Source organism: Roseibium aestuarii, assembly GCF_008477545.1.
Taxonomy (GTDB): Bacteria; Pseudomonadota; Alphaproteobacteria; order Rhizobiales; family Stappiaceae; genus Roseibium; species Roseibium aestuarii.
In genome coordinates, this window is record NZ_VORA01000005.1 from 84734 (window position 1) to 107416 (window position 22683).

Below are 22683 nucleotides of genomic sequence, written 5' to 3' on the forward strand. Positions count from 1 at the left end.
GGTACCCGGGTAACAGGCGGCCGGTTACTGGGAGCTGGAAGATGAGTAGTAACAAGATCTGTTTTTGGTACTCCGATAAGGTGACGGATCCGACCACTGGTAAGAAGATGGGATCCTGGAAATGCCGGCCGATGTCCGGTTTCATGGAAATGACCGTCAGCAGTTGCAAGGGCGACCCCTTTCGCCTTTCCAAAGGCAAGATTCCCTATGTCTTGAGCAAGTCAAAGTCTGAGCTTGCACGAGTAACAAAGACCTGCAAATAGGCCTGTCGACAGTGTGTCGTTCAAGGCCAGATATCTGCACTGCATGACTGGAAGGCGGGACCAATCCTTGGTTCCGCTTTTCGTCTGTGACGTCTGATTACAAGTCCTTCCTTGAAACATGAGTTTTTTCATCATATTTGATGCAGATGCTCAACAAGGACGTGACATGCCCCACTCTGCCTCGGAAATTTCGCCTGACGTTGATCTGTCTCTCCCGCGCAGCGAGCGGATTTCCATCGAGCTGAAGCGGCGGGAGCTGACCGTTTCCGCCCACGAGCTCTTCACGCCTCACATGCTGCGGATCACCCTGACGGGCGAGGATCTCAGCGACTTCCAGAGCCCCGGGTTCGATGACAACGTGAAGCTGTTCCTCACTGTGCCGGGACCGGACGGAGAGGATGTGCTGGAACGGCGCAGCTACACGCCCCGGCGTTTCGATGTGGCGGCGCGCGAGCTGGTGCTCGACTTTGCCCTGCATGATGCGGGCCCGGCGACGGCCTGGGCGCTGGAGGCGCAGGTCGGCGACACGCTGGTGGTCGGCGGTCCGCGCGGCTCGCGCGTGGTGCATGGCGACATCTCCGAGTGGCTGCTGATCGGTGACGAAACCGCCCTGCCGGCCATCGGTCGCAAGGTGGAAGAAGCTCCGGCGGGCACGCGCATCACCGTGATTGCCGGTGTGCCCGGCGCGGAAGACGAGCAGCAGTTCGACAGCGCGGCGGAGGTCACGTGCCAGTGGCTCCACCGCCCGGAAGATCAGGCGGCGGAGATTGCCCCCTTCCTCCAGGCGGTGCGGGCGCTGGAGATCGGCCCGCGCACCTTCATCTGGATTGCGGCGGAGGCCGCCGTGGCCCAGGCGCTCAAGGCCCATGTTCTGGACGAGCGCGGCATCAACCCGGCCTGGATCAAGCCTTCGGGCTATTGGGTGAAGGGCGAAGCCGGAAAATAGTCCGGGCACAGGCCGGAGCGGGGCCAGAGCATCTGCAAGGCCACCTGCCAGCACGACAAGCGCCGCGAGGGAAACCTCCGGCGTTTTTTCGTTTTCGGTTTGCAGCATGCCACGGGATGGCAGGCGCCCGGACCTTGCCGGGAGTGAGCAGGAGGAGGGGAGGCGTGGCAAGAGCGAGCGCCTGCCCGAAAGCCGTTCCCCAGGCGCGCGATCGTCCGGGACGAGAGCAAGGTCTGCCACAGCACGGCCCTAGGGCGGCCAGGGAACGCGACAGGCATGAGCCATGCGCAACCGTGGCCTGCGGGCGGACCCTTGCGGACGGAGCCCGTTGCCCCGTCACCTCTTCCCGACATGCGACCCTGCAAGCTGCCGGAGATGGTCCCCGACCTCTGCCGATCCGCGATCTGCGCCGATGCGTGTTCCCGGTCCGTTAGGCGGGGACGCGCATCCGGCTTCCGGTTTCTGCCACCGCGAACGGTCGGTCCGGTCTCGGCCCCGTGATGGCAGGAACGGCGCCAGTGTAAGGCAGAGCGGACGGACGGGGATAAGTTTACGGGAGGGGCTTCCCAAAAGGGGCGGGAAGGCGTTACGGAGAGAATGTAATGTAATAACGTTACGATTCGCTCCGACCTCACGGTCTTCGTACAGGATTGCACCGCATGAACCGTTCCCCCCTTCCTTCCCTTCTCGCCCTTGTCCTCGCTGCCGGCCTCACCGCGCCCGCCCTTGCGGATGGGGCGAAGGACGCCGCCCACACCCATGGCACTCATCAGGGCCACAGCCACGGCCAGAGCGACAGCGAACGCCAGATCTACAAGGGTTATTTCGAGGACAGCCAGATCCAGCCGCGCACGCTTGCCGACTGGCAGGGCGACTGGCAGTCCGTCCATCCCTATCTGCTCGACGGAACGCTGGATCCGGTGATGGCGCACAAGGCCGAGCACGGCAGCATGAGTGCTGACGAGTACCGGGCCTATTACGACACGGGCTATGCCACCGACGTGGACCGGATCGTGATCGACGGAGACCGCTTCACCTTCCACAGCAAGGCCATGGCGCTGAGCGCGACCTATGCGGCGGACGGGTTCGAGGTGCTGACCTACAAGAAGGGCAATCGGGGCGTGCGCTACATCTTCCGCAAGGTGGAGGGCGATGCCGGGGCACCGGGCTTCGTCCAGTTCAGCGATCACAAGATCTCGCCGAGTGCGGCGGATCATTATCACCTCTACTGGGGCGATGACCGGGCCGCGCTGCTGGAGGAAGTCACCAACTGGCCGACCTATTACCCCTCCGCGCTGAGCGGCGCGGAGATCGTGTCGGAAATGCTGGAGCACTGACCGGCCTCCGGTCAACGGATCTCGGGCGCATCGCCTTCCTGTCCTTGACCTGACGCCGGATCTGCGGATCAGCGGGCGGGGTCAAGCCAGAAGGGCGGGGCGCCCGGGGTCTGGCCGGTCACGGCGGCGTCGGCGCAGGCGGAAAGGGATCCGAAGCGCAGGTCGCGGCCGGAGAGGCCGGGGCCGTAATGGGCATATTTGCCGGAATTGGTCATGACGGTGCGCGCGGCGGGCGGGAAGACCGGCTCGGAAATCGAGCACCAGCACAGGTCCTGCACCAGGGTGACACCGGCCGCGCTCAGGCGCTCCACCAGCCCTTCGGCCTGCGCCTGCGCCAGGGTGCCACGGCCGAGGGTGACAAGCGCGGTGATGCCGGGATGACATGTGCGGCCGTCCATGAGACGGGCCAGATTGCGGCATTCTTCCAGCGAGAAATGCGGGCTGCCGAAGGCGACCAGATCGACCGGAACCGGCGCTCCGGCGGGATTGAAGCCGGTCCATGCGGCCAGAAGATCCGCGAGGGTGATCTCCTCGCTATCGGCTTGCGGATCGATCTGATCGGACTCGGGCGTGTGACCTGCCACATGCAGCATGGGGGCGGCGGAGGTGGTGCCGAAGGCCGCACACAACGCCTTGAGGTCGTCGGCGGAGGGGGCGAGCCGCTCGAGCCCGGTGAGCAGGGGGATGCGGTCCGGGGCCTTGAGGCCGGTCACATAGCCGAGCAGAGGCCAGAAGGCATCATCGACCACGGGCACCCCGGCTGCACCCGTGGCGGGCAGCTCCACCCGCAGGAGGCGGCGGGCGGCGCGGTTGCCGTCCAGATAGACCCCGGCGGCCGGCGCCCGGCCGGTCAGCGCCATGCTGAGATCGAGAAAGTCCGGGTGCTTGGGCGTGCGGGCGCCGAGCACGCTGTTGGCATAGATGACCGCGTTGGATTCCGCCCAGGCGATCGGCTCGCCGAACTCCGGCACGCTTTCGAGCAGATAGGGGGCGCAGGTGAAGCTGCCGGCTGCGCCCATGCGCAGATAGGCATCGGCAAGGCGGGCGGCCTTGCGGCCGAAGTCTTCCGGCGTGCCCTGACTGCGCCAGTTGTCGTGATCGACGGAAATGGAATTCATGGTGGTGGGCACGGTGACCCTGGCGCCCAGACCAGCGAAGACCTCGGCCACGTCGAGCAGGGCTTCGCTGGCCAGAAGGCAGCCGTCGATGTGGACGCGGGTGATGTCCAGAAGCGTCTCGGCGCCCTGGATGAGGGCCATGTCGCGCAGGATGCGCTGGGCGAGGGCGGCGGCCTCCCCGCTCTCTCCGGCTAGCCGCGCCTCGTCCGCGGGGGAAAGCTGGAGCCGCGTTGCGTCGAGCGGAACAAGCGGGAGGTCGAGAGCCGTGGTTTCATGGCCATCGGCCCGGAGCATGGTCTCGCCGATTTCGGCGCGGGTGGCGCGGGCCAGACGATCAAAGCTGGATGCGTCGAGGCGCAGGACGGGCAGGGTGAGGCCGAAGACATGCCGCCCGACCAGCGCGCCGAGGGTGAGCACGTCTTCCGGCTCGCGGAAAATCAGGGCGGCGGGGCCGAGCCCGGCGCGCAGGAGCTGCAGCAGAACGCCGGAGCCGGTGCAGGATCCGCGCGAGGTGGGCAGCATGAGGATCCGCCCGGTCAGGCACTGGCCGTGCAGGGGGTGATGCGCATCGATCACCCGCCCGGTGCCGGGATCCACCCCGCCCCAGAAGCTCAGGCCCTGCTCGCAGGCAAGGATGTCGCCCGCAGCCGTGCCGGGCAGGATCTTCAGGGCCATGACCATGTCTCCGCGTCGTTGCCGGATCTTAGCGTCACGGTGCGCGCCTGCCAGACATTTTGCGCGATCAGATGGGAAATGCTGCAAGGGGCGGTGCAAGCTCTTGCCCGCAGGCGTAGCCTCGGGCGGCAAAACCCGGTATGAAGCCGGGGAATAGAACGAAACGGGAATCATTGCATGAGCTGGTCGCCGGAACAGGACAAGGCGCTTTCGGACGTTTCCGCCTGGTTCAAGCGGGGGGACAAGCAGGTCTTCCGGCTGTTCGGTTATGCGGGCACGGGCAAGACGACGCTCGCCCGCCATCTGGCCGAAGGCATCGACGGGGACGTGTGTTTCGGCGCGTTTACCGGCAAGGCGGCCCATGTGCTGCGGCAGAAGGGCTGCGAGAATGCCGGCACCATCCATTCCCTGATCTATCGTCCGCGCTCGGCCAAGGAAGAGGAAGATCTGGACGACGACGAGGATGACAGCGGCCCGCAGTTCGCCATCAAGCGCGACAGCGATGCGGCGACGGCCAAGCTCATCATCATCGACGAATGTTCCATGGTGGATGAAGAGCTGGGGCGCGATCTCCTGTCCTTCGGCACGCCGGTGCTGGTGCTGGGCGATCCGGCACAGCTGCCGCCGGTGAAGGGCGGCGGCTATTTCACCGAAGCCGAGCCCGACGTGATGCTGACGGAAGTGCACCGCCAGGCCCAGGACAATCCGATCGTCCGGCTTTCCATGGACATTCGCGAGGGCGGCAGCCTGACCTATGGCACCTATGGCGAGAGCAAGGTGATCCGCCGCAACGAGATCGACAAGGACCAGATCCTGTCGAGCGATCAGGTGCTGGTGGGCACCAACCGCACGCGGCGGCTCTACAACGGCCGGATCCGCGAGCTGAAGGGCTTCACCACGCCCATGCCGGCGGTGGGCGACAAGCTGGTCTGCCTGCGCAACGACAAGACCAAGGGCCTGCTGAACGGCGGGCTGTGGTCGGTGAAGCGCCTGCGCCAGCCGCGCGGCAACACCCTGCGCTTCGACGTGGTGCCGGAAGAGGATCTGGGCGCCAAGACGCTGGTGAAGGTGAAGGTGCTGCCGGCCATGTTCGAGGACGGGGCGGAACAGATCCCCTATGCCATCCGGCGCAAGGCGGACGAGTTCGACTATGGCTATGCGCTGACCGTGCACAAGTCCCAGGGCTCGCAGTGGAACGACATCGTGCTCTTCGACGAGAGCTATGCCTTCCGCGAACATCGCGAGCGCTGGCTCTATACCGCCGTGACCCGCGCGGCGGAGCGCATCACCGTGGTGCGCTGATCCGCCTGGGGAGACGGTGCGTATCAACCCGTACTTGTGATCGCCGCGACCGGAAGACCCTTCCGGGACGGCGGCGGCAGCGGGAGGATAGGCCCTTGTCCCACACGATGGAACTTGCCGATCTCGGCGGATTGCTGCGCCAGGTGGCGGCGCAGGACCGGCATGCGTTCAAGTCTCTCTACAGCGCGACGAGCGCGAAACTTTTCGGCATCATCCTGCGTATCCTCAAGGACAGGGATCTGGCGAGCGACGCCTTGCAGGAGACCTACATCAAGGTCTGGCAGAATGCGGGGACCTATGACGCGGGCCAGAGCCGGCCGGTGACCTGGCTGGTGGCTGTCGCCCGCAACACCGCCATCGACGCGCTGCGCCGCCGGGCGCCGTCCCGTCTGGTGGTGGAGGATGAAGACGCGCTGGAACAGATCGCCGATCCTCTGGTCTCGCGGCTGGACCCGGCGGACCGGCAGACCCTGCGCGGCTGCCTGAAGGAACTGGATGACGTGCAGCGCCGCTGTGTCATCCTGGCCTATTGCGACGGATATTCCCGGGCGGAGCTGGGGCAGGCGACCGGGCGTCCGGAGGCGACGGTGAAGACCTGGCTGCGGCGCGGCTTGCAGCGGCTGAAGGCCTGCATGGAACGCGGCCTCTAGGGGCGGCGAGGGGAGAGGCCCCGACCCTTCCACAGGGCGAGGCTCCCCGGACGGATGACGAATGGACAGCGCGCATGAGCGATGCAGAAATCCGCGGCCAGGACCGCGAGGCTCTGGCCGGAGAATATGTTCTGGGAACCCTGACGGCGGAGGAGCAGGCCCGGGCCGAGCGCCTGATGCTCACCGACGCCGCCTTCCGCAAGCAGGTCAATGACTGGCGCGAACGGTTTCTGCCGCTGGACGAGGCGGTGCCGCCCGAGCCTGTGCCCGACGAGATCTGGCGCCGGATCGAGGCCCATGTGAACACGCTGGACGCCCTGGGGCCGCAAGGGGTTTCAAACCGGAGCTCCGGGCGCAGCTCCGGGGACGGTGCCGGGATGGGCGAGACCGCAAGACTGATTTCCCTCGAAGCCTGGCAGCGGCGCGCCCGGTTCTGGCGGCGGGCCACCGTGTCCGCCGGGGCGCTGGCGGCCTGTCTTGCCGCGCTCGTGGCCAGCGCACCGCCGCCGTTCCTGCTGGAACGGCTCGGAATTTCCGCGCCAGCACCACAGCGCTATGTGGCCGTCGTCAACCGGGACGGCGACCTGCCGGCCCTGCTGGTGAATGTGGATCCGGTGGCCGGGGTGGTGGAGGTGCGCAGCGTTGCGGCCGAGACCCCGCCCGACAAGAGCCTGGAGGTCTGGTACATCGAGGATGGCCAGCCGCAGCCCCTGTCGCTCGGCATCGTCGAGGCGGGTCTGGACGTGACCCGGCTGGTGGCCCGGTCCGGCGAGGTTCTGACCGGCGCCAATCCGCTGATCGCCATCACCCTCGAGCCCCTCGGCGGGTCGCCGGTGCCAGGTCCCACGGGACCGCTGGTCTATTCCGGCAAGCTCATTCCGGTGGAGTGAGGGTCTTTGGAATTGGGGCCGTTGGCGTAAGGGCCGAGACGACAGTCCATTCTCACAAGAAAGCCCCGCCGGAGCGATCCGGCGGGGCTATTGTCATGTCGGGGTGTGGGGCGGGCGCGCGGTTGGGGGGCGGAGAGCCGCGCGCCCGAGGCCGGCCTCAGCGGGAGGCCGGCGGGAGCGGGTCAGCGGCCTCAGGACGCCGGGAGAAGAACCGTGTCGATGACATGAATGACGCCGTTGGACTGGTCCACGTCGGCGATGGTGACGGTCGCGGTCTGGCCCTTGCCGTCCTCGATCACGACCTTGCCATCCATCAGCTTGGCGGTGAAGGTGCAGCCGCCGACGGTCTTGACCGGGTGGGCGCCGCCGTCATCGGCAATCATCTTCACCAGGGCTTCGGACATCACGTCGGCCGCCACCACGTGGCAGGTCAGGATCTCGGTGAGCTGGTCCTTGTTTTCCGGCTTCAGCAGGGTTTCGACCGTGCCGGCGGGCAGGGCGGCGAAGGCGTCATTGGTCGGCGCGAAGACGGTGAAGGGGCCTTCGCCGGCGAGGGTGTCGACAAGGCCTGCGGCCTTCACGGCGGCGACCAGGGTGGTGTGGTCGGCCGAGTTCACGGCGTTCTCGACGATGTTCTTGGAGGGATACATGGGCGCGCCGCCCACTTCCTTGGTCGTTTCGGCATAGGCAGCGGCGGCCAGGGTCAGCGCGGAGGCGGCGACGGTGGCGCGAACGATGGACTTCACGGAAATGGTCATGGTCTTCTCCTCTTGGGTTCGATGATGCCCGGGCCATAAGGGCCGGTGGACAGATGCCGCCGTCCGGTGCGGTCCGGGGCAATCACGGGCAGTTACGGGAGGGGTTCGGGGAAAGTTTCAGCGGGGGCATAAAAATTTTGCAGAGGCTATTACGCCCCCTACGCAGTTTCCCTGATGAGTCGTGCAACCTTACGTTAAGTCCCCTCCGGCAATGTGCCGATGAGGAACGTGCCCGCATGACCCAAGACCAAAACGACTGATCCATGCTCGATGACCTGCCGGTCAAACTGAAGATCTATCTGCCGATCTGGATCGTCCTGACGTTCCTGCTGGGAGTGGGGATCTATGGGGTCAACGTTCTCAATGACACCCTGAAACAGGGCCATCTGGACAAGGTGCGGGCCCAGGTGGAGAGTGCCTGGTCGATTGCCGAAGTCAACCGGATGAAGGCGGAGGAGGGAAGCCTCACGCTTGAAGAGGCCCAGATCCGCGCCCGGGATGCGATCCGTTCCATGGTCTTCGACAATGGGGCGCGGGTCTTCGTCTTTACCGAGCAGGGCATTCGCGTCGTCAGCAGCCAGCTCTTTGCCGAAGGATCGAGCGCCTGGGAGTCTGCCCAGACCAAGTCCATGATCCGTCTGGCGCTGGCCGGTGGCGGGGTCACTTACTACAAGGGCGCGCGCGAGCTGAACGGGGTCGTCACCCGGGGCGTTCCCAAGGCGTCCTGGTCGCAGCATTATGCCCCCTGGGGATGGGTGATCGGCTCGGCTGTCTATCTGGACGACGTGGAGGCGGCCTACTGGAACAGCCTGATCAAGTTCGTCTTCTACCTGACCCTCAGTGGCTCCGTGGTGATGCTGGTCGCCCATGCGATCATCCAGAACATGACCCGGCCGCTCAGCCAGCTGACTGCCAACATGCGCCAGCTCGCCCGCGGCAATGTGGAGTTCACCATTCAGGGCCAGACCCGGCGGGACGAGCTCGGCCGCATGGCCCAGGCCATGCAGACCTTCCAGGAACATGAGCGCCAGCGCCACGAGCTGCGCGCCCAGCTGAGCATGCTGGCCTACACGGACAGCCTGACGGGGCTGGCCAACCGGGCGCGCTTTGTGGAGCTGCTGCGGGCGGCCATCGACAGGGCGCTGGATGATGGCCGGCAATGTGCCCTGCTGATCTTCGATCTGGACCGGTTCAAGACCGTCAACGACAGCCTCGGGCATCTGGCGGGCGACATGGTTCTGATGGAATTCGCCAGACGGCTGGAGAGCGCCGTGGGTGACAGCCATTCCGTCGGTCGCCTGAGTGGCGACGAGTTCTTCGTCATCCTGACCGATCAGCCGGGCGGAGCGGAGACGGAGGCTTTCGTGCGGGCCTGCTTGCGTAACGTGAGTACGCCGATGACCATCGAGGGGCGGACGTTCCAGCTGCTGGCCAGCTGCGGCATGGCCTATGGCCCCGGGGACACGGAGTCCGAGGCGGCACTCTACCGCTTTGCCGACATGGCGCTCTACGAGGCCAAGACATCGGGCGGCGGCGCGCTTCACGTCTACAAGCCGGAACTGAGCGAACGGGTGGACAATCGCTTTGCCATGGAAGCGATGATGAAGATGGGGCTCGCGGAAGGCCAGTTCCATGCGTATTTTCAGGCCAAGCGGGACCTGAAGACAGGACGCATTGCGGGGGCGGAAGCCCTGTGCCGCTGGATGCACCCGGACAAGGGGATGATCAGCCCTGCCGACTTCATTCCCGTGGCGGAGGAAACGGGGCTGATCCTGCAGATCGGCAACCAGATGCTGGCGCAGGCCTGCGACATGGCGGTGCGTTGCAATGGTCCCGGCCGGCCGCGCTTTGTCGTCGCCGTCAACGTCTCGCCCAAGCAGCTGCTGCATGGTGGCTTCCTGTGCGACGTGCGACGTGTGTTGGAAGACAGCGGCTGCCGGGCGCAATGGTTGGAACTGGAGATCACCGAAAGCCTGCTGCTTGCGGATCTGGAGGAAACGGTCGAGCTGCTGGAGGCCCTGGCGGAGATGGGGCTGATGATCACCATCGACGACTTCGGCACGGGTTATTCCGCCATGAGCTATCTGTCTCGCTTCCCGATCAAGTGCCTGAAGATCGACCAGTCCTTCGTGCGCGACATGGCGCAGGATCCGGAAAAGCAGATTCTGGTGCGGGCCATCCTCGCCATGGCCCAGGGGCTTGGGCTGAAGACGGTGGCCGAGGGCGTGGAGGATGCGGCCGCCGCTGCCCTTTTGAGCGAGCTCGACTGCGACTACGGTCAGGGCTATCTCTGGCACCGGCCGGTTCCGGCGCATAATTTCTATCAGCTTCTGGCCGCCAGCCGGGTGGCGTGACCCGATCAGCCGTGGCTGAAAAAGGCCGCCTGGTCTCTGGCTGGCGCGCTCAGGGGTTGCCTGTCTCTCCGGATCCTGCGGGAAGGACGGTAAGCGAGACCTCGATCATGGCTTCGAGATCTTTCAGCGGAAGGCCGGACTGGGCCATGACGCTGAGCGCTGCGGACTGCCCGGCGAAATAATTCGCCAGAGGCTCCGGATCGGCGCTCGCAGGAAGGTCTCCTTCATCCCGCGCCCGCAGTAACCGCCTGAGAAAGGCATCCCTGCGCTCCATGTTCAGCTCTTGCAGCCGCTGACCGATCGCGGGTGCTCCCTCCCGGCATTCAAAGGTACTGTTCAGCACAAAGCAGCCCATCGGCAGTCCGCTGCCCTTGATGGAGTGGAGGATCTTTTCGAGCGCCTGCCTGAGATCCTGGCGCAGGGACGTGCCGGGTGTGGCGAGCTCTTCTACAATCGGATGGTACAGCTCCTCCACATAATGGCCGAGGGCTCTTTGATAGAGCTGCTCCTTGTCGCCGAAATTCGCGTAGATCCCGGGTTTTGCCATGCCGGTGGCCGCAACGAGATCGGACATGGATGTGGCTTCATAGCCCTTGGACCAGAAGCAGCGCATGGCCGCTTTCAGGGCGTCTTCCGGTTCGATCTTGCGCGGTCGCCCTCTGGGCATGGGGTCTCCTGACGGGAATGTGATGGTTTTCGTACTTACCGGTATTTTATTCGCTTGAAGGATGGTTTCAAGCTCGCTATTAAAATACCAATCGGTACTTAAATAGTTTCACTCATCCCAGAGGAGCAAGAACATGGGTGTAATTAAAGGAAGTACGGCACTGGTCACTGGCGCTAACCGGGGGATCGGCAAGGCCTTCGTGACTGGGCTGCTGGCGCGGGGTGCGGTCAAGGTCTATGCGGCGGCCCGCAATACACATAGCCTGGCCCCTCTGGTGGCCGACCACGGCGACCGGGTGGTTCCCCTGACGCTGGATGTGACACGCGAGCAGGATGTGGCCGATGCGGTGGCACGCGCCGGCGATATCTCCCTTCTGATCAACAATGCGGGAACCGCTGCGTTCTCCAGCTTCACCGCAGAGGACGCCGTGGAAAGCGCACGGGAGGAAATGGAGACGAACTATATCGGCCCGCTGCGCCTGTCGCGTGCCTTTGCCCCGGTTCTCAAGGCCAACGGGGGCGGGGCTATCATCAATCTCGGGTCGATCGCGTCCTACGTGAATTTTCCCGTGCTCGGAACCTACAGCGCTTCCAAGGCGGCGGTTCATTCGCTGACCCAGGGCCTGCGGGCGCAATTGGCAGGTCAGGCGACGCAGGTGCTCGGCGTCTACCCCGGACCGGTGGACACGGACATGGCTGCGGGTTTTGATACGGACAAGACCTCGCCGGAGGCGGTGGTGAAGGCGATCCTCGACGCCCTCGAACAGGGAGAGGACTCGGTCTTTCCGGACGTGGCCTCTTCGCAGCTCCATGGCCAGTTTCAGGCGGATCCCTCCGCGACGGCTCAGGCCGTCGGTCAGGCCTATCTGCCAGCCTGACGAGCCGTTCAAGGCTTGAAGACCTGGCATTGGTTCGGGGCGTTTCCGGAAGGGAACGCCCCGGGCGGCGAGAGGCGCCGGGGGGATCCGGGAACGCGGCTTTCAGACACTCGCCAAATTCGAGCAGGCAATCGACAATCTTCGAAAATCTATTTCTCCGGCCTTGCATGGCGGAGATGAAACGTCCCTGCGGGACCTGCGGGAAAAGGCATAGACTCCAGCCACCCTCTCTGGAGCTCTGTCATGGTCGACATCTGGGAATTTCTGATCTTCACCGGCATTGGCTTTCTCGCCCAAATGGTCGACGGAGCGCTGGGCATGGCCTATGGGCTGACTTCGACCACGGCGCTGCTGACGCTGGTGCCTGCGGGCCTGCTGGGCGGTGTGCTGGGCGCGTTTCTGCTGGTGTCGGTCGATGGTGAAGCGATCCGGCCCTATGTGATCGCCTATCTGGGTGTCATGGGGCTGGTGGTGTTGTCACGTGTCTTCCGCTTTCCCGAACCCAGGCCGCTGCCGGGCCGACTGGTCGCGCCCGTTGGGCTCACCGGTGGCTTCGTCGATGCGGTTGGGGGTGGCGGCTGGGGGCCGGTTGTGTCCAGCAGCCTGCTCGGGGCAGGCGGCGAGCCGCGCTACGTGGTCGGGACCGTGAACCTGGCCGAGTTCTTCGTGACAGTGGCGATCTCTGCCACCTTCATCTTGAGCGTGGTCTTGGGCGCGACCGATGAAATCTCGGGTCTGGCTCACCTTGGGTCCGCTGTTGCCGGGCTTGTGCTCGGCGGTGTTCTGGCCGCGCCCTTCGCCGGCTATATCGTTCGCATCGTCCCGCGGCGTCTGCTTGGCGGGCTTGTCGGATGCCTGATCATCGGCCTTGCTGTCTATCAGGGCGTCACCCTCTATCTCTGAGCGACGTGGCACGAAACGGCAATTTCAGGAGAGGTGTCTCGGCTTTCCCCGTGGATCTCGGAGGTTTGACGCTTTATCGCCTCGTCTTGCGGCACTATCGTCGCGACCCGATATAGTCCGATGGAAACAGCCCCATGTCCGAGATCCTGTCTGCCGCCTCCGGAACCTCTTCCGCCACGAAAGCCTCCGCCTTGCCGACGGATGTGGCCATCCGCATCGCCCGGCGCATTGCCGACGAGATCGGGTGCCAGCCCGCGCAGGTGAGTGCCACCGTCGCCCTGCTGGACGAGGGCTCGACCGTTCCCTTCATCGCCCGCTACCGCAAGGAAGCGACCGGCGGACTGGATGACACCCAGCTGCGCAAGCTGGAAGAGCGGCTGATCTATCTGCGCGAGCTGGAGGACCGGCGCGGCGCAATCGTCAAGTCCATCGATGAACAGGGCAAGCTGACGGACGAGCTGGCCAAGGCCATCGCGCTGGCCGACACCAAGGCGGTGCTGGAAGATCTCTATCTCCCTTACAAGAAGAAGCGCCGCACCAAGGCGCAGATTGCCCGCGAAGCCGGGCTGGAGCCGCTGGCCGATCTGCTTCTGTCCGATCCGATGAAGGATCCGGAAGCGGAGGCGGGCGCCTTCATCGCCGCCGACAAGGGCGTCGAGGACACGAAGGCAGCCCTCGATGGGGCGCGGCAGATCCTGATGGAACGCTTTGCGGAAAACGCCGCGCTTGTGGGGCGCCTGCGGTCCCATGTGGCCGAGAAGGGCGTCGTTCAGGCGAAGCTCATCGACGGGCAGGCCGAGAAGGGCGCGAAATTCGCCGATTATTTCGACTATTCTGAACCCCTGTCGAAGATCCCCAGTCACCGGGCGCTGGCCCTGTTCCGCGGCCGCAACGAAGGGGTCATTTCCGTCGACCTGACCGTGGATGCGGATGACGTCTCGCCGGTGAAGCCTGCGGAAAAGATGGTCGCCGACACCTATGGCATCGCCGACAAGGGGCGGCCGGGCGACAAGTGGCTGATGGATGTGGCGCGCTGGGCCTGGAAGGTGAAGCTGGCGCTGCATCTGGAACTGGACCTGATGGGCGGCTTGCGCGACAAGGCGGAAGAGGCCGCCATCGACGTGTTCGCCAGGAACCTGAAGGACCTGCTTCTGGCAGCGCCCGCCGGCTCCAAGGCGACGCTGGGCCTCGACCCGGGCATCCGCACCGGGGTCAAGGTGGCGGTGGTGGACGAGACGGGCAAGCTGATCGACACGGCGACCGTCTATCCCTTCCAGCCGCGCAATGACGTGGCCGGGGCGCGCATGGCGCTGCTGGCGCTGATCGCCCGGCACAAGGTGGGGCTGATCGCCATCGGCAACGGCACGGCGAGCCGCGAGACGGACCGTCTGGCCGCCGACGTGCTGGCCGAGATCCCGCCGGCCAGCCGCCCGATCAAGGTGATCGTCAACGAGGCCGGGGCCTCGGTCTATTCGGCGTCTGAACTGGCGGCCAAGGAAATGCCGGATGTGGACGTTTCCTTACGCGGGGCGGCCTCCATCGCCCGGCGCCTGCAGGATCCGCTGGCGGAGCTGGTGAAGATCGAGCCCAAGTCCATCGGCGTCGGCCAGTATCAGCATGACGTCAACCAGACGAAGCTGGCCCGTGCTCTGGATGCGGTCGTGGAAGATGCGGTGAACGCGGTGGGCGTCGATCTCAACACGGCGTCCCAGGCGCTGCTGTCGCGGATCTCCGGCTTGTCGGACAGTCTGGCGCGCGCCGTGGTGGAACACCGGGAAAGCATCGGCCGCTTCACCAACCGCCGTCAGCTCAAGGACGTGCCGCGTCTGGGCGCCAAGGCCTTCGAGCTCTGCGCCGGCTTCCTGCGCATCGCCGACGGGGACGAGCCGCTCGATGCCTCCTCCGTGCACCCGGAGGCCTATCCGGTGGCCAAGCGCATCGTGAAGGCCTGTGGCCGCGACCTGCGCCAGATCATGGGTGAGGCCTCCGTGCTCAATGCGCTGGACCCGAAGGAATTCACCGACGAGACCTTCGGCCTGCCGACGGTGAAGGACATCTTCAAGGAGCTGGAAAAGCCCGGCCGGGATCCGCGCCCCGAGTTCAAGACCGCCGCCCTGCAGGACGGGGTGGAAGAGATTTCCGACCTGAAGCCCGGTATGAAGCTGGAAGGCACGGTCACCAACGTGACCAATTTCGGCGCCTTCGTGGATGTGGGCGTGCATCAGGACGGGCTGGTGCACGTGTCGCAGCTGTCCGACAAGTTCGTCGACGATCCGCACAAGGTGGTGAAGGCCGGCGACATCGTGAAGGTGACGGTTCTGGAAGTGGACGTGAAGCGCAAGCGCATCTCCATGACCATGAAATCGGCCGTCGACTATCAGGGCCAGCGGGAACGCGCCGCCGAGACCCGCCGCGATGATCGCGGCCCGGGAGGACGTGGTCCCGGCAATGGCCGGGGCCCTGGCGGCAATGGTCCGCGTGGGGGCGGGCGCGATGGAGGCGGGCGCGATGGCGGCAACCGGTCCGGTGGCGACAGCTCGGGCGGCGGCAACAGCGCCATGGCGGCTGCCCTCGCCGCAGCCATGAACCGGGGCAAGAAGTAAACCTCTTCGAACCGACACAACACGAAGGCCGGGCATCACGGATGCCCGGCCTTTCTTGATTGTGATGGAAGCATAAAGCCTTGCGCGGGTCATCCCGCGCGAGCGAGCTCATTGGCCCCTGATCTTCGGGCCTTGCTCTCGTCCGGGGTGTTCGTTCTGGTTGCTGTTATGATTGGGGGGCTCTCCCGGCCCCTGCCGGCCGCAGGGTGTCGCGCCAGCGCCAGACACACCACCCGTCATCCCCGGTCGAGCCGGGGATCTACTCGCTTGCGGAGCCTCAGGTGCCTGATCAGGCGCCCGCCTCACCCCATTCCCCTAGGTCTCGCCGTGCCGATGGGGACACAGGCTCCCCGGTCGAGCCGGGGATGACGGTGGAGGGACATTGCCAGAGAGGACAGCGTCTCCGGGTGAAGGCCCAAAAACAGAGTTGAGGACGCGGAAGAGCCAATGAACGCTTCCGCAGCGACCGCTCCGCCGTCCCGGACGCAGCGGGAGCGGAGATCCGGGACCTCGCAAGCAACGCGCACATGAATCTTCGCGAGAAGGGTTGGTCCCGGATCAGTCCGGGACGGCGCGGAGCGCGGGGGGAAGCTCGCGATAGTACCCTCACCACCGTCATCCCGGCCTTGAGCCGGGACCGGTGAGCCACAGAGAGGCCTTGGGCTCACCGATCCCGGATCTCCGGCTTGCAGCCTTCGTCCGGAATGACGGTGGAGGGACAGTGCAGGAGGGGGACAGCCTCTCGAAGGTGACGCCGGTGACCCGCCGCAATGGAGGCGGCTGCGCCGTTCAGGCCGGGTGGCCCTCCTCGAGATCCTTGTCGTGGGCGGCGAGCACCGTGGCGCAGAAGCCGAGGATGGAGAGGCCGGAGAGCAACTTGACCACGAAGATGCCGCCCAGTTCGCCCGCAGCGCGGTAGAGATCGCCGGCCGGGGCCGAGCCGATCACGCCGGTGACCACCAGCAGCACGGAGAGCGCGAAGGCGGCAACCGCGAAGGGGGCCATGAAGAAGAGCAGGCGCGGCAGGGTCGCGCCGATCTGGCGACGGCTGCGGGCGAAGCCGGTGCGCAGGCTGTCCGCCGGCTGCTGCAGGGCGCCGGGCAGGCAGAGGCCCGCCAGCACCATCATGGCGAAATAGACGAGCCCGGCGAGCACGCTCAGCGCCAGGGCCGAGATCTGCAATTGCAGCAGATGGCCCGCTCCCAGCACAAGCAGCAGGACCAGAACGATCACCGGAGCGATGACGGCCGGAAACCCGATCAGGAAGACGTAGCGCATGATGATGCGCTGGCCGCTCTTCGGATCGCTCTTCAGCACGGCCTTGCGATCGCCGAGCAGCGTCAGGGCCATCATGCAGAAACCGCCTTCCAGAAAGAGCTGGGCGATGCTCAGCCCCGCGTTGCTCTGGATCTGGAAATAATCCACCGCCGCGACAAGCACCGTGGCAAGCGCGGCAAATCCGAGGAGATAAAGGGCGAGAGAGGCTTTTGCAGACGAGGGCATGGAGGACACGGAATGGCCTTTCGGTATCAAGTGCGAAGGCCAACCATTTGACCTGGCATAGTGCCCTCTGTGGACTTAACCAATCCGCAAAGGGCACCGTCGTTCTTCTATACAAGAGCAGTCCGCCTTGATAAAACTATCAAATATTCGATTTTACATGGTTCTGAGCGCGTTTTGAGCCTGAACCAATTTCGTTGCTTTCGTTTCGCTCGTTCATTTCGTGAGCTTTGACCGGTCCTCATGTTTCCAGTTTTTCAAGCACCATCGGTGGAGCCGCTTCGCGCTCCGGCTCTCGTGACCCAGGGTCACGAGTTTTCTTGGGGCGATGTGATTGGGGAAATGGACCGCTTCAGCGCCGAAGTGGATGAGCTTTTCTCCTTCCGGCCGCTGATTCTCCTGGAGGCGAGCAATGAGGTTGGCGCCGTTGTTGCCTATCTTGCTGCACTCAGGGCCGGTTGGCCAATCATACTGGTGGCTCGCGGGCAAGCTGATGTAGACGGCGATATTGTCAGAACCTATCGACCGAATCTTATCGTCACGGTGACTTCGGGGCGCTGGTGCCTCCGAGCCAGTGATCCCGAACCCGTGGAGATGCATCCGGATCTGGCGGTGATGCTGTCGACCTCCGGAACCACGGGTGCGGCCAAGCTTGTGCGGCTGTCGCGTGAGAATTTGCGGAGCAATGCGACTGCGATCGCCGAGTATCTGGGCGTGAAAGGTGACGACCGCGCGATCACCGCATTGCCCTTTCATTATTCCTATGGAATGTCGGTTCTGAACGTACAGGCCTTGTGCGGCGGTTCGCTCGTGCTGACAGAGGCTTCTGTGACCGAGCCGGTTTTCTGGAGCCTGGCCGCCGAGGCCCGGGCGACCTCCGTTGCGATGGTTCCAACCCAGTTTGAAATGCTCGATGCTGCAAAGTGGTCCGCTTCGGCGGTTCCCGGCCTCCGATATGTGACCCAGGCCGGTGGACGGCTGGATCTTCAACTTGTGCGCAAGTTTGCGGCTCAGGCGAAGCAGGAGGGGTGGCGGCTTTTCATCATGTATGGCCAGACGGAGGCTGGGCCACGTATGGCTTATCTGCCACCGGAGGACGCCCTCGATCATGCTGGGTGCATTGGCCGGGCGATCCCTGGAGGGCAGTTCAAGCTGATCGATCAGGACGGTCGGGACATCGAGGAGATAGGCTGCGCTGGTGAGCTGGTTTTCGAAGGCCCCGGCGTAATGCTGGGCTATGCCAGGTCACGGGATGAGCTGCGCGAGCCTGCCGGCCCACCCCAGCTCATGACCGGGGATATCGCCGAACGTCTGGAAAGTGGGTATTTCCGCATTCTCGGGCGTTCCGCCCGTTTTCTCAAACTGCATGGGCTGCGTATCGGCCTGGATGAGGTTGAAGCGAGCCTTCGAGATGCCGGTCACAAGGCGTATGCCGTTGGCACTGACCAGTCCGGTTTGACGCTTTTTCTGCTTGACCGGTCACAAGGAGCTGCCGAGGCGCTGGCACGGGAGGTGTCGCAGCGGTATGGGCTTCCTCAGATGCTCGTCAACGGACTGGCGCTTGAGACGGTGCCGGTGCTTGCGTCCGGGAAGGTCGATTATCAGGCGCTTGCAAAACGGGCGAGCAAGGCGCCGCGGCCCGTGCAGCAGGATACCCTTTCCCTCTTGCGGCAGATCCTCAGGGATCGCTACCCGGACCTGTCACTCAGCTTCCGCGAGAGCGGGGGAGACAGTCTGGGATTCCTGACCGTTCAACTGCATTTTTCCGAGTCCGGTGTTCAGTTGCCTGACGGCTGGGAAGACGTTCCTCTTTCCGACATCGTTGCGCTCGAAATGTCTGCACCGTCGCAAGCCAGGGGGCTTGCGTGGCATCTTGTACTCGTCCAGCTCAATGCAGATGTCCTCATGCGCGTCTTTGCCGCGTTGGCCGTGATCGCGCTCCACGCGACCGAGTGGCCTTCTGGCGGTGGTGCCTATCTCCTGACGGTGCTCATCGGATATTCTCTGGCACGGTTTCAGTTTGCGCCCCTGTCGCGAGGCAAGATCATGCGAATGCTGGTGACGATGCTGCTTCCGATCCTCACCATCTATTATATACTCATTACAGGAACTGCGCTTCTGCGCCGTCCCTTGCCTCCTGAGATGTTCCTGCTGACCGCGAATTTCGGACATGATCTGGCGGATCCGGAGCCATACTGGTTCGTCAGCGCGTATGTGCAGGTCATATTGCTTGTCGCGATCATCTTTTCAGTTCGGCCAGCGAGAAATTTCATCTTCGCAAGGCCGTTTTTAGCAGGCGTGGTTGCAATCGGAGTTGCCGCATCGGTTGTCTTTCTTCTCGGGTTGGATCAGGCGAGTTTCACGGATCGCTTCAGGCATCCGGCCGGCGCATTCGAGTTGGTGACGTTCGGTTGGTGTGCCTGGTTTGCGAGGACATGGGCACAAAGGCTTCTGGTCACCGGTCTCATGATCCTGATCTGGATCTTGGAGTGGCGCGACCTGCCGGTGGGGCCCGTGATGTTCTGCATGCTCGGTCTTCAGGCGGTGCTCTGGCGCGTGCGGATGCCGGTTCCACGAGCCCTGTTTCAGGTTCTGACCTGGATCGGAAGCCTCGCGCTGTACATCTATCTCTGTCACCCGATTGCGATCTCGCTTGTCGTTCGGAAGTTGCCACCTGTCTCAGATGGCGTGGCTTTCATTTGCGTGGCGCTCGGGTCCATCGTGCTCGCCTATGCCACGAAAAGATCCTACGACTTCGTACTCGCACGGGTCATGCGCGGGATCGAGATGCTTCGCCAGCGCCAGGCTGAGAGTGCCACGCTTTCCTGATCTGTGCTTGCTTCCCCTCCTGGCGATCCTGCACGCCTTGCCGTTGCGCCCTGATCCATCATGTGCCTGTCACAGAAGCCGGGTAAGGGAGCGGCATGTCCATTCTGGTCTCTGCCGCCCGAAAGCTCTTCGGGTCTCATCCCGCCCTTGACGATGTCAGTCTCTCCGTCGCGGAGGGGGAATTCTTCGTGGTGCTTGGCCCCTCTGGCTGCGGCAAGTCGACCTTGCTGCGCGCCATCGCGGGGCTGGAGCCGCTGGATGAGGGGGCGATTTCGCTGGGCGGCGAGCAGGTGGCGGGGCCCGGCCTGCATGTGCCGCCGGAGCGGCGCAACGTGGGCGTGGTCTTCCAGTCCTATGCCCTGTGGCCGCACATGAGCGTGGCGCAGAACGTCGCCTTTCCGCTGGAAAGCGCCGGTGCGTCGCGGTCTATGGTCGAGGGACGGGTCGCGACCTGTCTGGAGACGGTGGAGCTTTCCGCCCATGCCGGGCGCAAGCCGGCGGATCTGTCGGGCGGGCAGCGCCAGCGGGTGGCGCTTGCGCGCTGTCTGGCGCAGGGGGCGCGGACGGTGCTGATGGACGAGCCGCTCGCCAATCTCGATCCGCATCTGCGGGCCGCGATGGAAGAGGAACTTGCCGCCTTCCACCAGCGCAGCGGGGCGACGACCCTGTTCATCACTCATGACCAGCGCGAGGCCATGGCGCTTGCCGACCGGATGGCGGTGATGTGGGCGGGGCGGGTGCTGCAGGCGGGCACGCCGGAGGAGCTTTATGACCGCCCCTGCGACGAGCGGGTGGCCGGCTTCATCGGCCGCAGCAGCCGGTTGAACGTGACCGTGCAGGCGGTTCGCGGGCCAAGGGCGCTGGTGCTGCTGGGCAAGCGTCAGGTCGAGGTGGCCTGCGGGGCGGAGGTTGCGGCCGGTCCGGCGCGACTGATGCTGCGGCCGGAGCATCTGGCCGTGGCGGGCGAGGCGTCGGATCTCGCGGGGCGCGTGGCCCGTGTCACCTATCGCGGCGGTGTCTTCGAAGCGCTGGTCCGTGTGGAGGGGCTTGATGCGCCGCTGCTCGTCAACCTGCCGCAACGGGCCCGGATCGGAGACACGCTGGCCCTTAAGGTCACTGGCGGCTGGCTTCTGCCGCGGTGAGGTCGTCCAACGACGCCGCGCTTCAATCCCGCCAGGGGATGGTTCCGGCGGGGACCTTTCGGGCCAGACCGTTCATGGCGATCATGATCACCACCGTGGCCAGCACGACGACGACCGACATGGCAGCGGCGAGCGTGGTGTAGCCGCCATCCTCGTAGTTGAAGATGGTGGTGCCGATGGTTTCCGTGCCGGTGGACCAGAGCAGGGCGGAGACGGTCACCTCGTTATAGGCGGTGAGGAAGACCAGAATGGCGCCCGAGGCGGCAGACGGCGCCACGAGGGGCGCGAAGACCTTGCGCAGCCGGCGTCCGAAACCCGCGCCCGAGACGCGGGCGGCATCTTCCAGCGAGCGATCCATCTGCAGGAAGGCGGCGATGACCGGCTTCAGCCCCACCGCCATGAAACAGGCGACATAGGCCAGCAGGATGATCCAGAGCGTGCCGTAGAGCGAGACGTTCAACACGGGAAGAGGACGAATCAGGGCGAGGATGAAGGCAACCGACATGACGAGGCCCGGCACCGCATAGGCGATTTCTGCCTGCCAGGCGCCAAGGGCCGCAAGCCGCCGGGCGAAGGCGCTGCGGGCGGTGAGGAAATAGGCGAGCGGCAGCGAGAGCGCCGCGATGCCCGCCGCAGCCAGCGCCCCAAGCAGGGTGGAATTGCCGAAGGCGCGCAGGGTGACGGACTGGCGCCACAGCACCTCGGCGAAATTGTCCCAGGTGAGGCTGCTCGGTCCAAGCGCCACGCCGTAGGTGCGCACCAGCGCCGTGGCCAGAAGCGAGGCGGCGGGGAGCACCAGAATGCAGGCGATGAAGGCCCAGAGCAGCCCTTCCACGGCGAGGCGGCGGCGCCCCAGCGCAATGGCCAGCGGGGCCTGGGGCAGGCCGATCAGCTGGCTGCGCATGCGGCCCTGCAGGAGGCTTTGCGCCCAGAGGGCGACCAGGGTGACGAGGCCGAGGATCACCGACAGAACCGCCACATTGGGCAGGACATCCGGGCCGAAGCTCGCCAGACGCTGCCAGATGAGCAGCGGCAGGGTGGGGATGCGGGCCGGAACGCCGATGAGGGCATTGATGCCGAAGTTGCCGAGCGAGGCGACGAAGGCGAGCGCAAGGCTGCCGAGCAGGGCGGGGGCGAGAAGCGGCAGGGTGATGCGCAGGAGCATGCGGGTGGCGCTGGCGCCGGAGACCCGCGCCGCGTCGGAGAGCTCGCGCGGGAAGGCCCGCAAGGCGGCGCGCACCAGAAGAAAGACCAGCGGGGCGGCCTGAAGGCCGAGCAGCAGGACGAGGCCGGCGCGGGAATAGAGCGGATGGGTGGCACCGATCTCCGGCGCCAGACCGAGCGCGCGCAGCACCGGGCTTGCGGGGCCCAGAGCCTGGATCCAGGCAATCGCCGTCACATGGGGCGGGATCATCATGGGCAGCAGCACGAGGAAGACAAGCACGCCCTTGGCGCGCACATCCGTCAGGCCGATGACCAGCGCCAGGGCCGTGCCTGTCAGCACCGCCAGAAGACTGGCAAGGGCGCTGGTTTCCAGCGAGTTCCACAGGGCCTTTTGCACCGAGCGGCTGCCCAGGGCCTCGATCAGGGGCGTGATGTCCGGAACGCCATCAGGCGCGATCCCCAGCCGGAAGAGCAGCGCCAGCGGCAGACCGCAGAGCGCCGTCAGGGCCAGCACGAGCAAGACCAGGGTCAGGCGGTCGGCACGAAAGATGGCGTTGCGGAGGACGGCGAGCATGAGCGGAGCCAATGTCTGGACAAGGGAGCGTTGTGCTTTTCGATCCGGCTGACCACTCGGGCTCTCCGTTCCCGGCTCAAGGCCGGGATGACGAGGGAGGAGGGGCGCGGGATGACGAACGATAAGGGGCG

General features: G+C 65.1%; 16 protein-coding genes. 11 read left to right on the forward strand and 5 right to left on the reverse strand.

Annotated features, from left to right (window positions below):
- Positions 1–429 precede the first annotated feature (429 nt).
- Both FR728_RS15895 and FR728_RS15900 read left to right on the forward strand, forming a co-directional pair.
- Positions 430–1209 carry a siderophore-interacting protein gene (locus FR728_RS15895; RefSeq protein WP_149893727.1) on the forward strand — a complete coding sequence of 260 codons (780 nt, stop codon included), beginning with the start codon at positions 430–432 and terminating at the stop codon, positions 1207–1209.
- A gap of 659 nt (positions 1210–1868) precedes the next feature.
- Positions 1869–2546, forward strand: a complete 678-nt coding sequence (locus FR728_RS15900; protein ID WP_149893728.1) for a ZinT family metal-binding protein — start codon at positions 1869–1871, stop codon at positions 2544–2546.
- A gap of 68 nt (positions 2547–2614) precedes the next feature.
- On the opposite strand, the gene lhpI is transcribed toward FR728_RS15900, so the two are convergent.
- Positions 2615–4339 carry a cis-3-hydroxy-L-proline dehydratase gene (lhpI, locus tag FR728_RS15905; protein WP_149893729.1) on the reverse strand — a complete coding sequence of 575 codons (1725 nt, stop codon included), beginning with the start codon at positions 4337–4339 and terminating at the stop codon, positions 2615–2617.
- 177 nt (positions 4340–4516) lie between these two features.
- On the opposite strand from lhpI, the gene FR728_RS15910 reads away from it, so the two are divergent.
- The 3 genes from FR728_RS15910 (at position 4517) to FR728_RS15920 (ending at position 7181) form a co-directional block, all read left to right on the forward strand.
- On the forward strand, positions 4517–5641 hold the full coding sequence (locus tag FR728_RS15910; protein WP_149893730.1) for an ATP-dependent DNA helicase: 1125 nt from the start codon (positions 4517–4519) through the stop codon (positions 5639–5641).
- A gap of 95 nt (positions 5642–5736) precedes the next feature.
- Complete coding sequence (locus FR728_RS15915; RefSeq protein WP_244304688.1) at positions 5737–6291, forward strand: sigma-70 family RNA polymerase sigma factor; 555 nt, start codon at positions 5737–5739, stop codon at positions 6289–6291.
- A 74-nt stretch (positions 6292–6365) separates the two neighbouring features.
- Positions 6366–7181: an anti-sigma factor gene (locus FR728_RS15920; RefSeq protein ID WP_149893731.1), complete on the forward strand. Its 816-nt coding sequence runs from the start codon at positions 6366–6368 to the stop codon at positions 7179–7181.
- A gap of 191 nt (positions 7182–7372) precedes the next feature.
- Here FR728_RS15920 and FR728_RS15925 read toward each other — a convergent pair whose 3' ends face one another.
- Positions 7373–7939, reverse strand: a complete 567-nt coding sequence (locus FR728_RS15925; protein WP_149893732.1) for a fasciclin domain-containing protein — start codon at positions 7937–7939, stop codon at positions 7373–7375.
- 263 nt (positions 7940–8202) lie between these two features.
- Here FR728_RS15925 and FR728_RS15930 point away from each other — a divergent pair, with 263 nt between their 5' ends.
- Positions 8203–10293: a putative bifunctional diguanylate cyclase/phosphodiesterase gene (locus FR728_RS15930; RefSeq protein WP_149893733.1), complete on the forward strand. Its 2091-nt coding sequence runs from the start codon at positions 8203–8205 to the stop codon at positions 10291–10293.
- 49 nt (positions 10294–10342) lie between these two features.
- Here the strand turns inward: FR728_RS15930 and FR728_RS15935 are convergent, their stop codons facing one another.
- Positions 10343–10960 carry a TetR family transcriptional regulator gene (locus FR728_RS15935; RefSeq protein WP_149893734.1) on the reverse strand — a complete coding sequence of 206 codons (618 nt, stop codon included), beginning with the start codon at positions 10958–10960 and terminating at the stop codon, positions 10343–10345.
- Between the two features lie 133 nt (positions 10961–11093).
- Here FR728_RS15935 and FR728_RS15940 point away from each other — a divergent pair, with 133 nt between their 5' ends.
- The 3 genes from FR728_RS15940 to FR728_RS15950 all read left to right on the forward strand — a co-directional run bounded on the left by FR728_RS15940 (position 11094) and on the right by FR728_RS15950 (position 15343).
- A complete protein-coding gene (locus FR728_RS15940; protein ID WP_149893735.1) occupies positions 11094–11837 on the forward strand; it encodes an SDR family oxidoreductase in 744 nt (247 codons plus the stop codon).
- Between the two features lie 243 nt (positions 11838–12080).
- Positions 12081–12740: a TSUP family transporter gene (locus FR728_RS15945; RefSeq protein ID WP_341872940.1), complete on the forward strand. Its 660-nt coding sequence runs from the start codon at positions 12081–12083 to the stop codon at positions 12738–12740.
- A 134-nt stretch (positions 12741–12874) separates the two neighbouring features.
- Positions 12875–15343, forward strand: a complete 2469-nt coding sequence (locus FR728_RS15950) for a Tex family protein (RefSeq protein WP_149893736.1) — start codon at positions 12875–12877, stop codon at positions 15341–15343.
- Between the two features lie 789 nt (positions 15344–16132).
- Here FR728_RS15950 and FR728_RS15955 read toward each other — a convergent pair.
- Positions 16133–16855: a hypothetical protein gene (locus FR728_RS15955; RefSeq protein WP_149893737.1), complete on the reverse strand. Its 723-nt coding sequence runs from the start codon at positions 16853–16855 to the stop codon at positions 16133–16135.
- A 330-nt stretch (positions 16856–17185) separates the two neighbouring features.
- Here FR728_RS15955 and FR728_RS15960 point away from each other — a divergent pair, with 330 nt between their 5' ends.
- Positions 17186–19672: an AMP-binding protein gene (locus FR728_RS15960; protein ID WP_188318931.1), complete on the forward strand. Its 2487-nt coding sequence runs from the start codon at positions 17186–17188 to the stop codon at positions 19670–19672.
- A 95-nt stretch (positions 19673–19767) separates the two neighbouring features.
- Positions 19768–20814, forward strand: a complete 1047-nt coding sequence (locus FR728_RS15965) for an ABC transporter ATP-binding protein (RefSeq protein WP_149893739.1) — start codon at positions 19768–19770, stop codon at positions 20812–20814.
- Positions 20815–20836: 22 nt separating this feature from the next.
- On the opposite strand, the gene FR728_RS15970 is transcribed toward FR728_RS15965, so the two are convergent.
- Positions 20837–22552, reverse strand: a complete 1716-nt coding sequence (locus FR728_RS15970; RefSeq protein ID WP_149893740.1) for an ABC transporter permease — start codon at positions 22550–22552, stop codon at positions 20837–20839.
- Positions 22553–22683: the final 131 nt, after the last annotated feature.

What these genes read in the sequence shown, in the direction of transcription:
- FR728_RS15930 (WP_149893733.1), top strand. Translation starts at nt 8,203, where the DNA reads ATGCTCGATGACCTGCCGGTCAAACTGAAGATCTATCTGCCGATCTGG.
- FR728_RS15970 (WP_149893740.1), bottom strand. Translation starts at nt 22,552, where the DNA reads ATGCTCGCCGTCCTCCGCAACGCCATCTTTCGTGCCGACCGCCTGACC.
- FR728_RS15960 (WP_188318931.1), top strand. Translation starts at nt 17,186, where the DNA reads ATGGACCGCTTCAGCGCCGAAGTGGATGAGCTTTTCTCCTTCCGGCCG.
- FR728_RS15920 (WP_149893731.1), top strand. Translation starts at nt 6,366, where the DNA reads ATGAGCGATGCAGAAATCCGCGGCCAGGACCGCGAGGCTCTGGCCGGA.
- FR728_RS15950 (WP_149893736.1), top strand. Translation starts at nt 12,875, where the DNA reads ATGTCCGAGATCCTGTCTGCCGCCTCCGGAACCTCTTCCGCCACGAAA.
- FR728_RS15940 (WP_149893735.1), top strand. Translation starts at nt 11,094, where the DNA reads ATGGGTGTAATTAAAGGAAGTACGGCACTGGTCACTGGCGCTAACCGG.
- FR728_RS15910 (WP_149893730.1), top strand. Translation starts at nt 4,517, where the DNA reads ATGAGCTGGTCGCCGGAACAGGACAAGGCGCTTTCGGACGTTTCCGCC.
- FR728_RS15935 (WP_149893734.1), bottom strand. Translation starts at nt 10,960, where the DNA reads ATGCCCAGAGGGCGACCGCGCAAGATCGAACCGGAAGACGCCCTGAAA.
- FR728_RS15945 (WP_341872940.1), top strand. Translation starts at nt 12,081, where the DNA reads ATGGTCGACATCTGGGAATTTCTGATCTTCACCGGCATTGGCTTTCTC.
- lhpI (WP_149893729.1), bottom strand. Translation starts at nt 4,339, where the DNA reads ATGGCCCTGAAGATCCTGCCCGGCACGGCTGCGGGCGACATCCTTGCC.
- FR728_RS15965 (WP_149893739.1), top strand. Translation starts at nt 19,768, where the DNA reads ATGTCCATTCTGGTCTCTGCCGCCCGAAAGCTCTTCGGGTCTCATCCC.
- FR728_RS15895 (WP_149893727.1), top strand. Translation starts at nt 430, where the DNA reads ATGCCCCACTCTGCCTCGGAAATTTCGCCTGACGTTGATCTGTCTCTC.
- FR728_RS15900 (WP_149893728.1), top strand. Translation starts at nt 1,869, where the DNA reads ATGAACCGTTCCCCCCTTCCTTCCCTTCTCGCCCTTGTCCTCGCTGCC.
- FR728_RS15925 (WP_149893732.1), bottom strand. Translation starts at nt 7,939, where the DNA reads ATGACCATTTCCGTGAAGTCCATCGTTCGCGCCACCGTCGCCGCCTCC.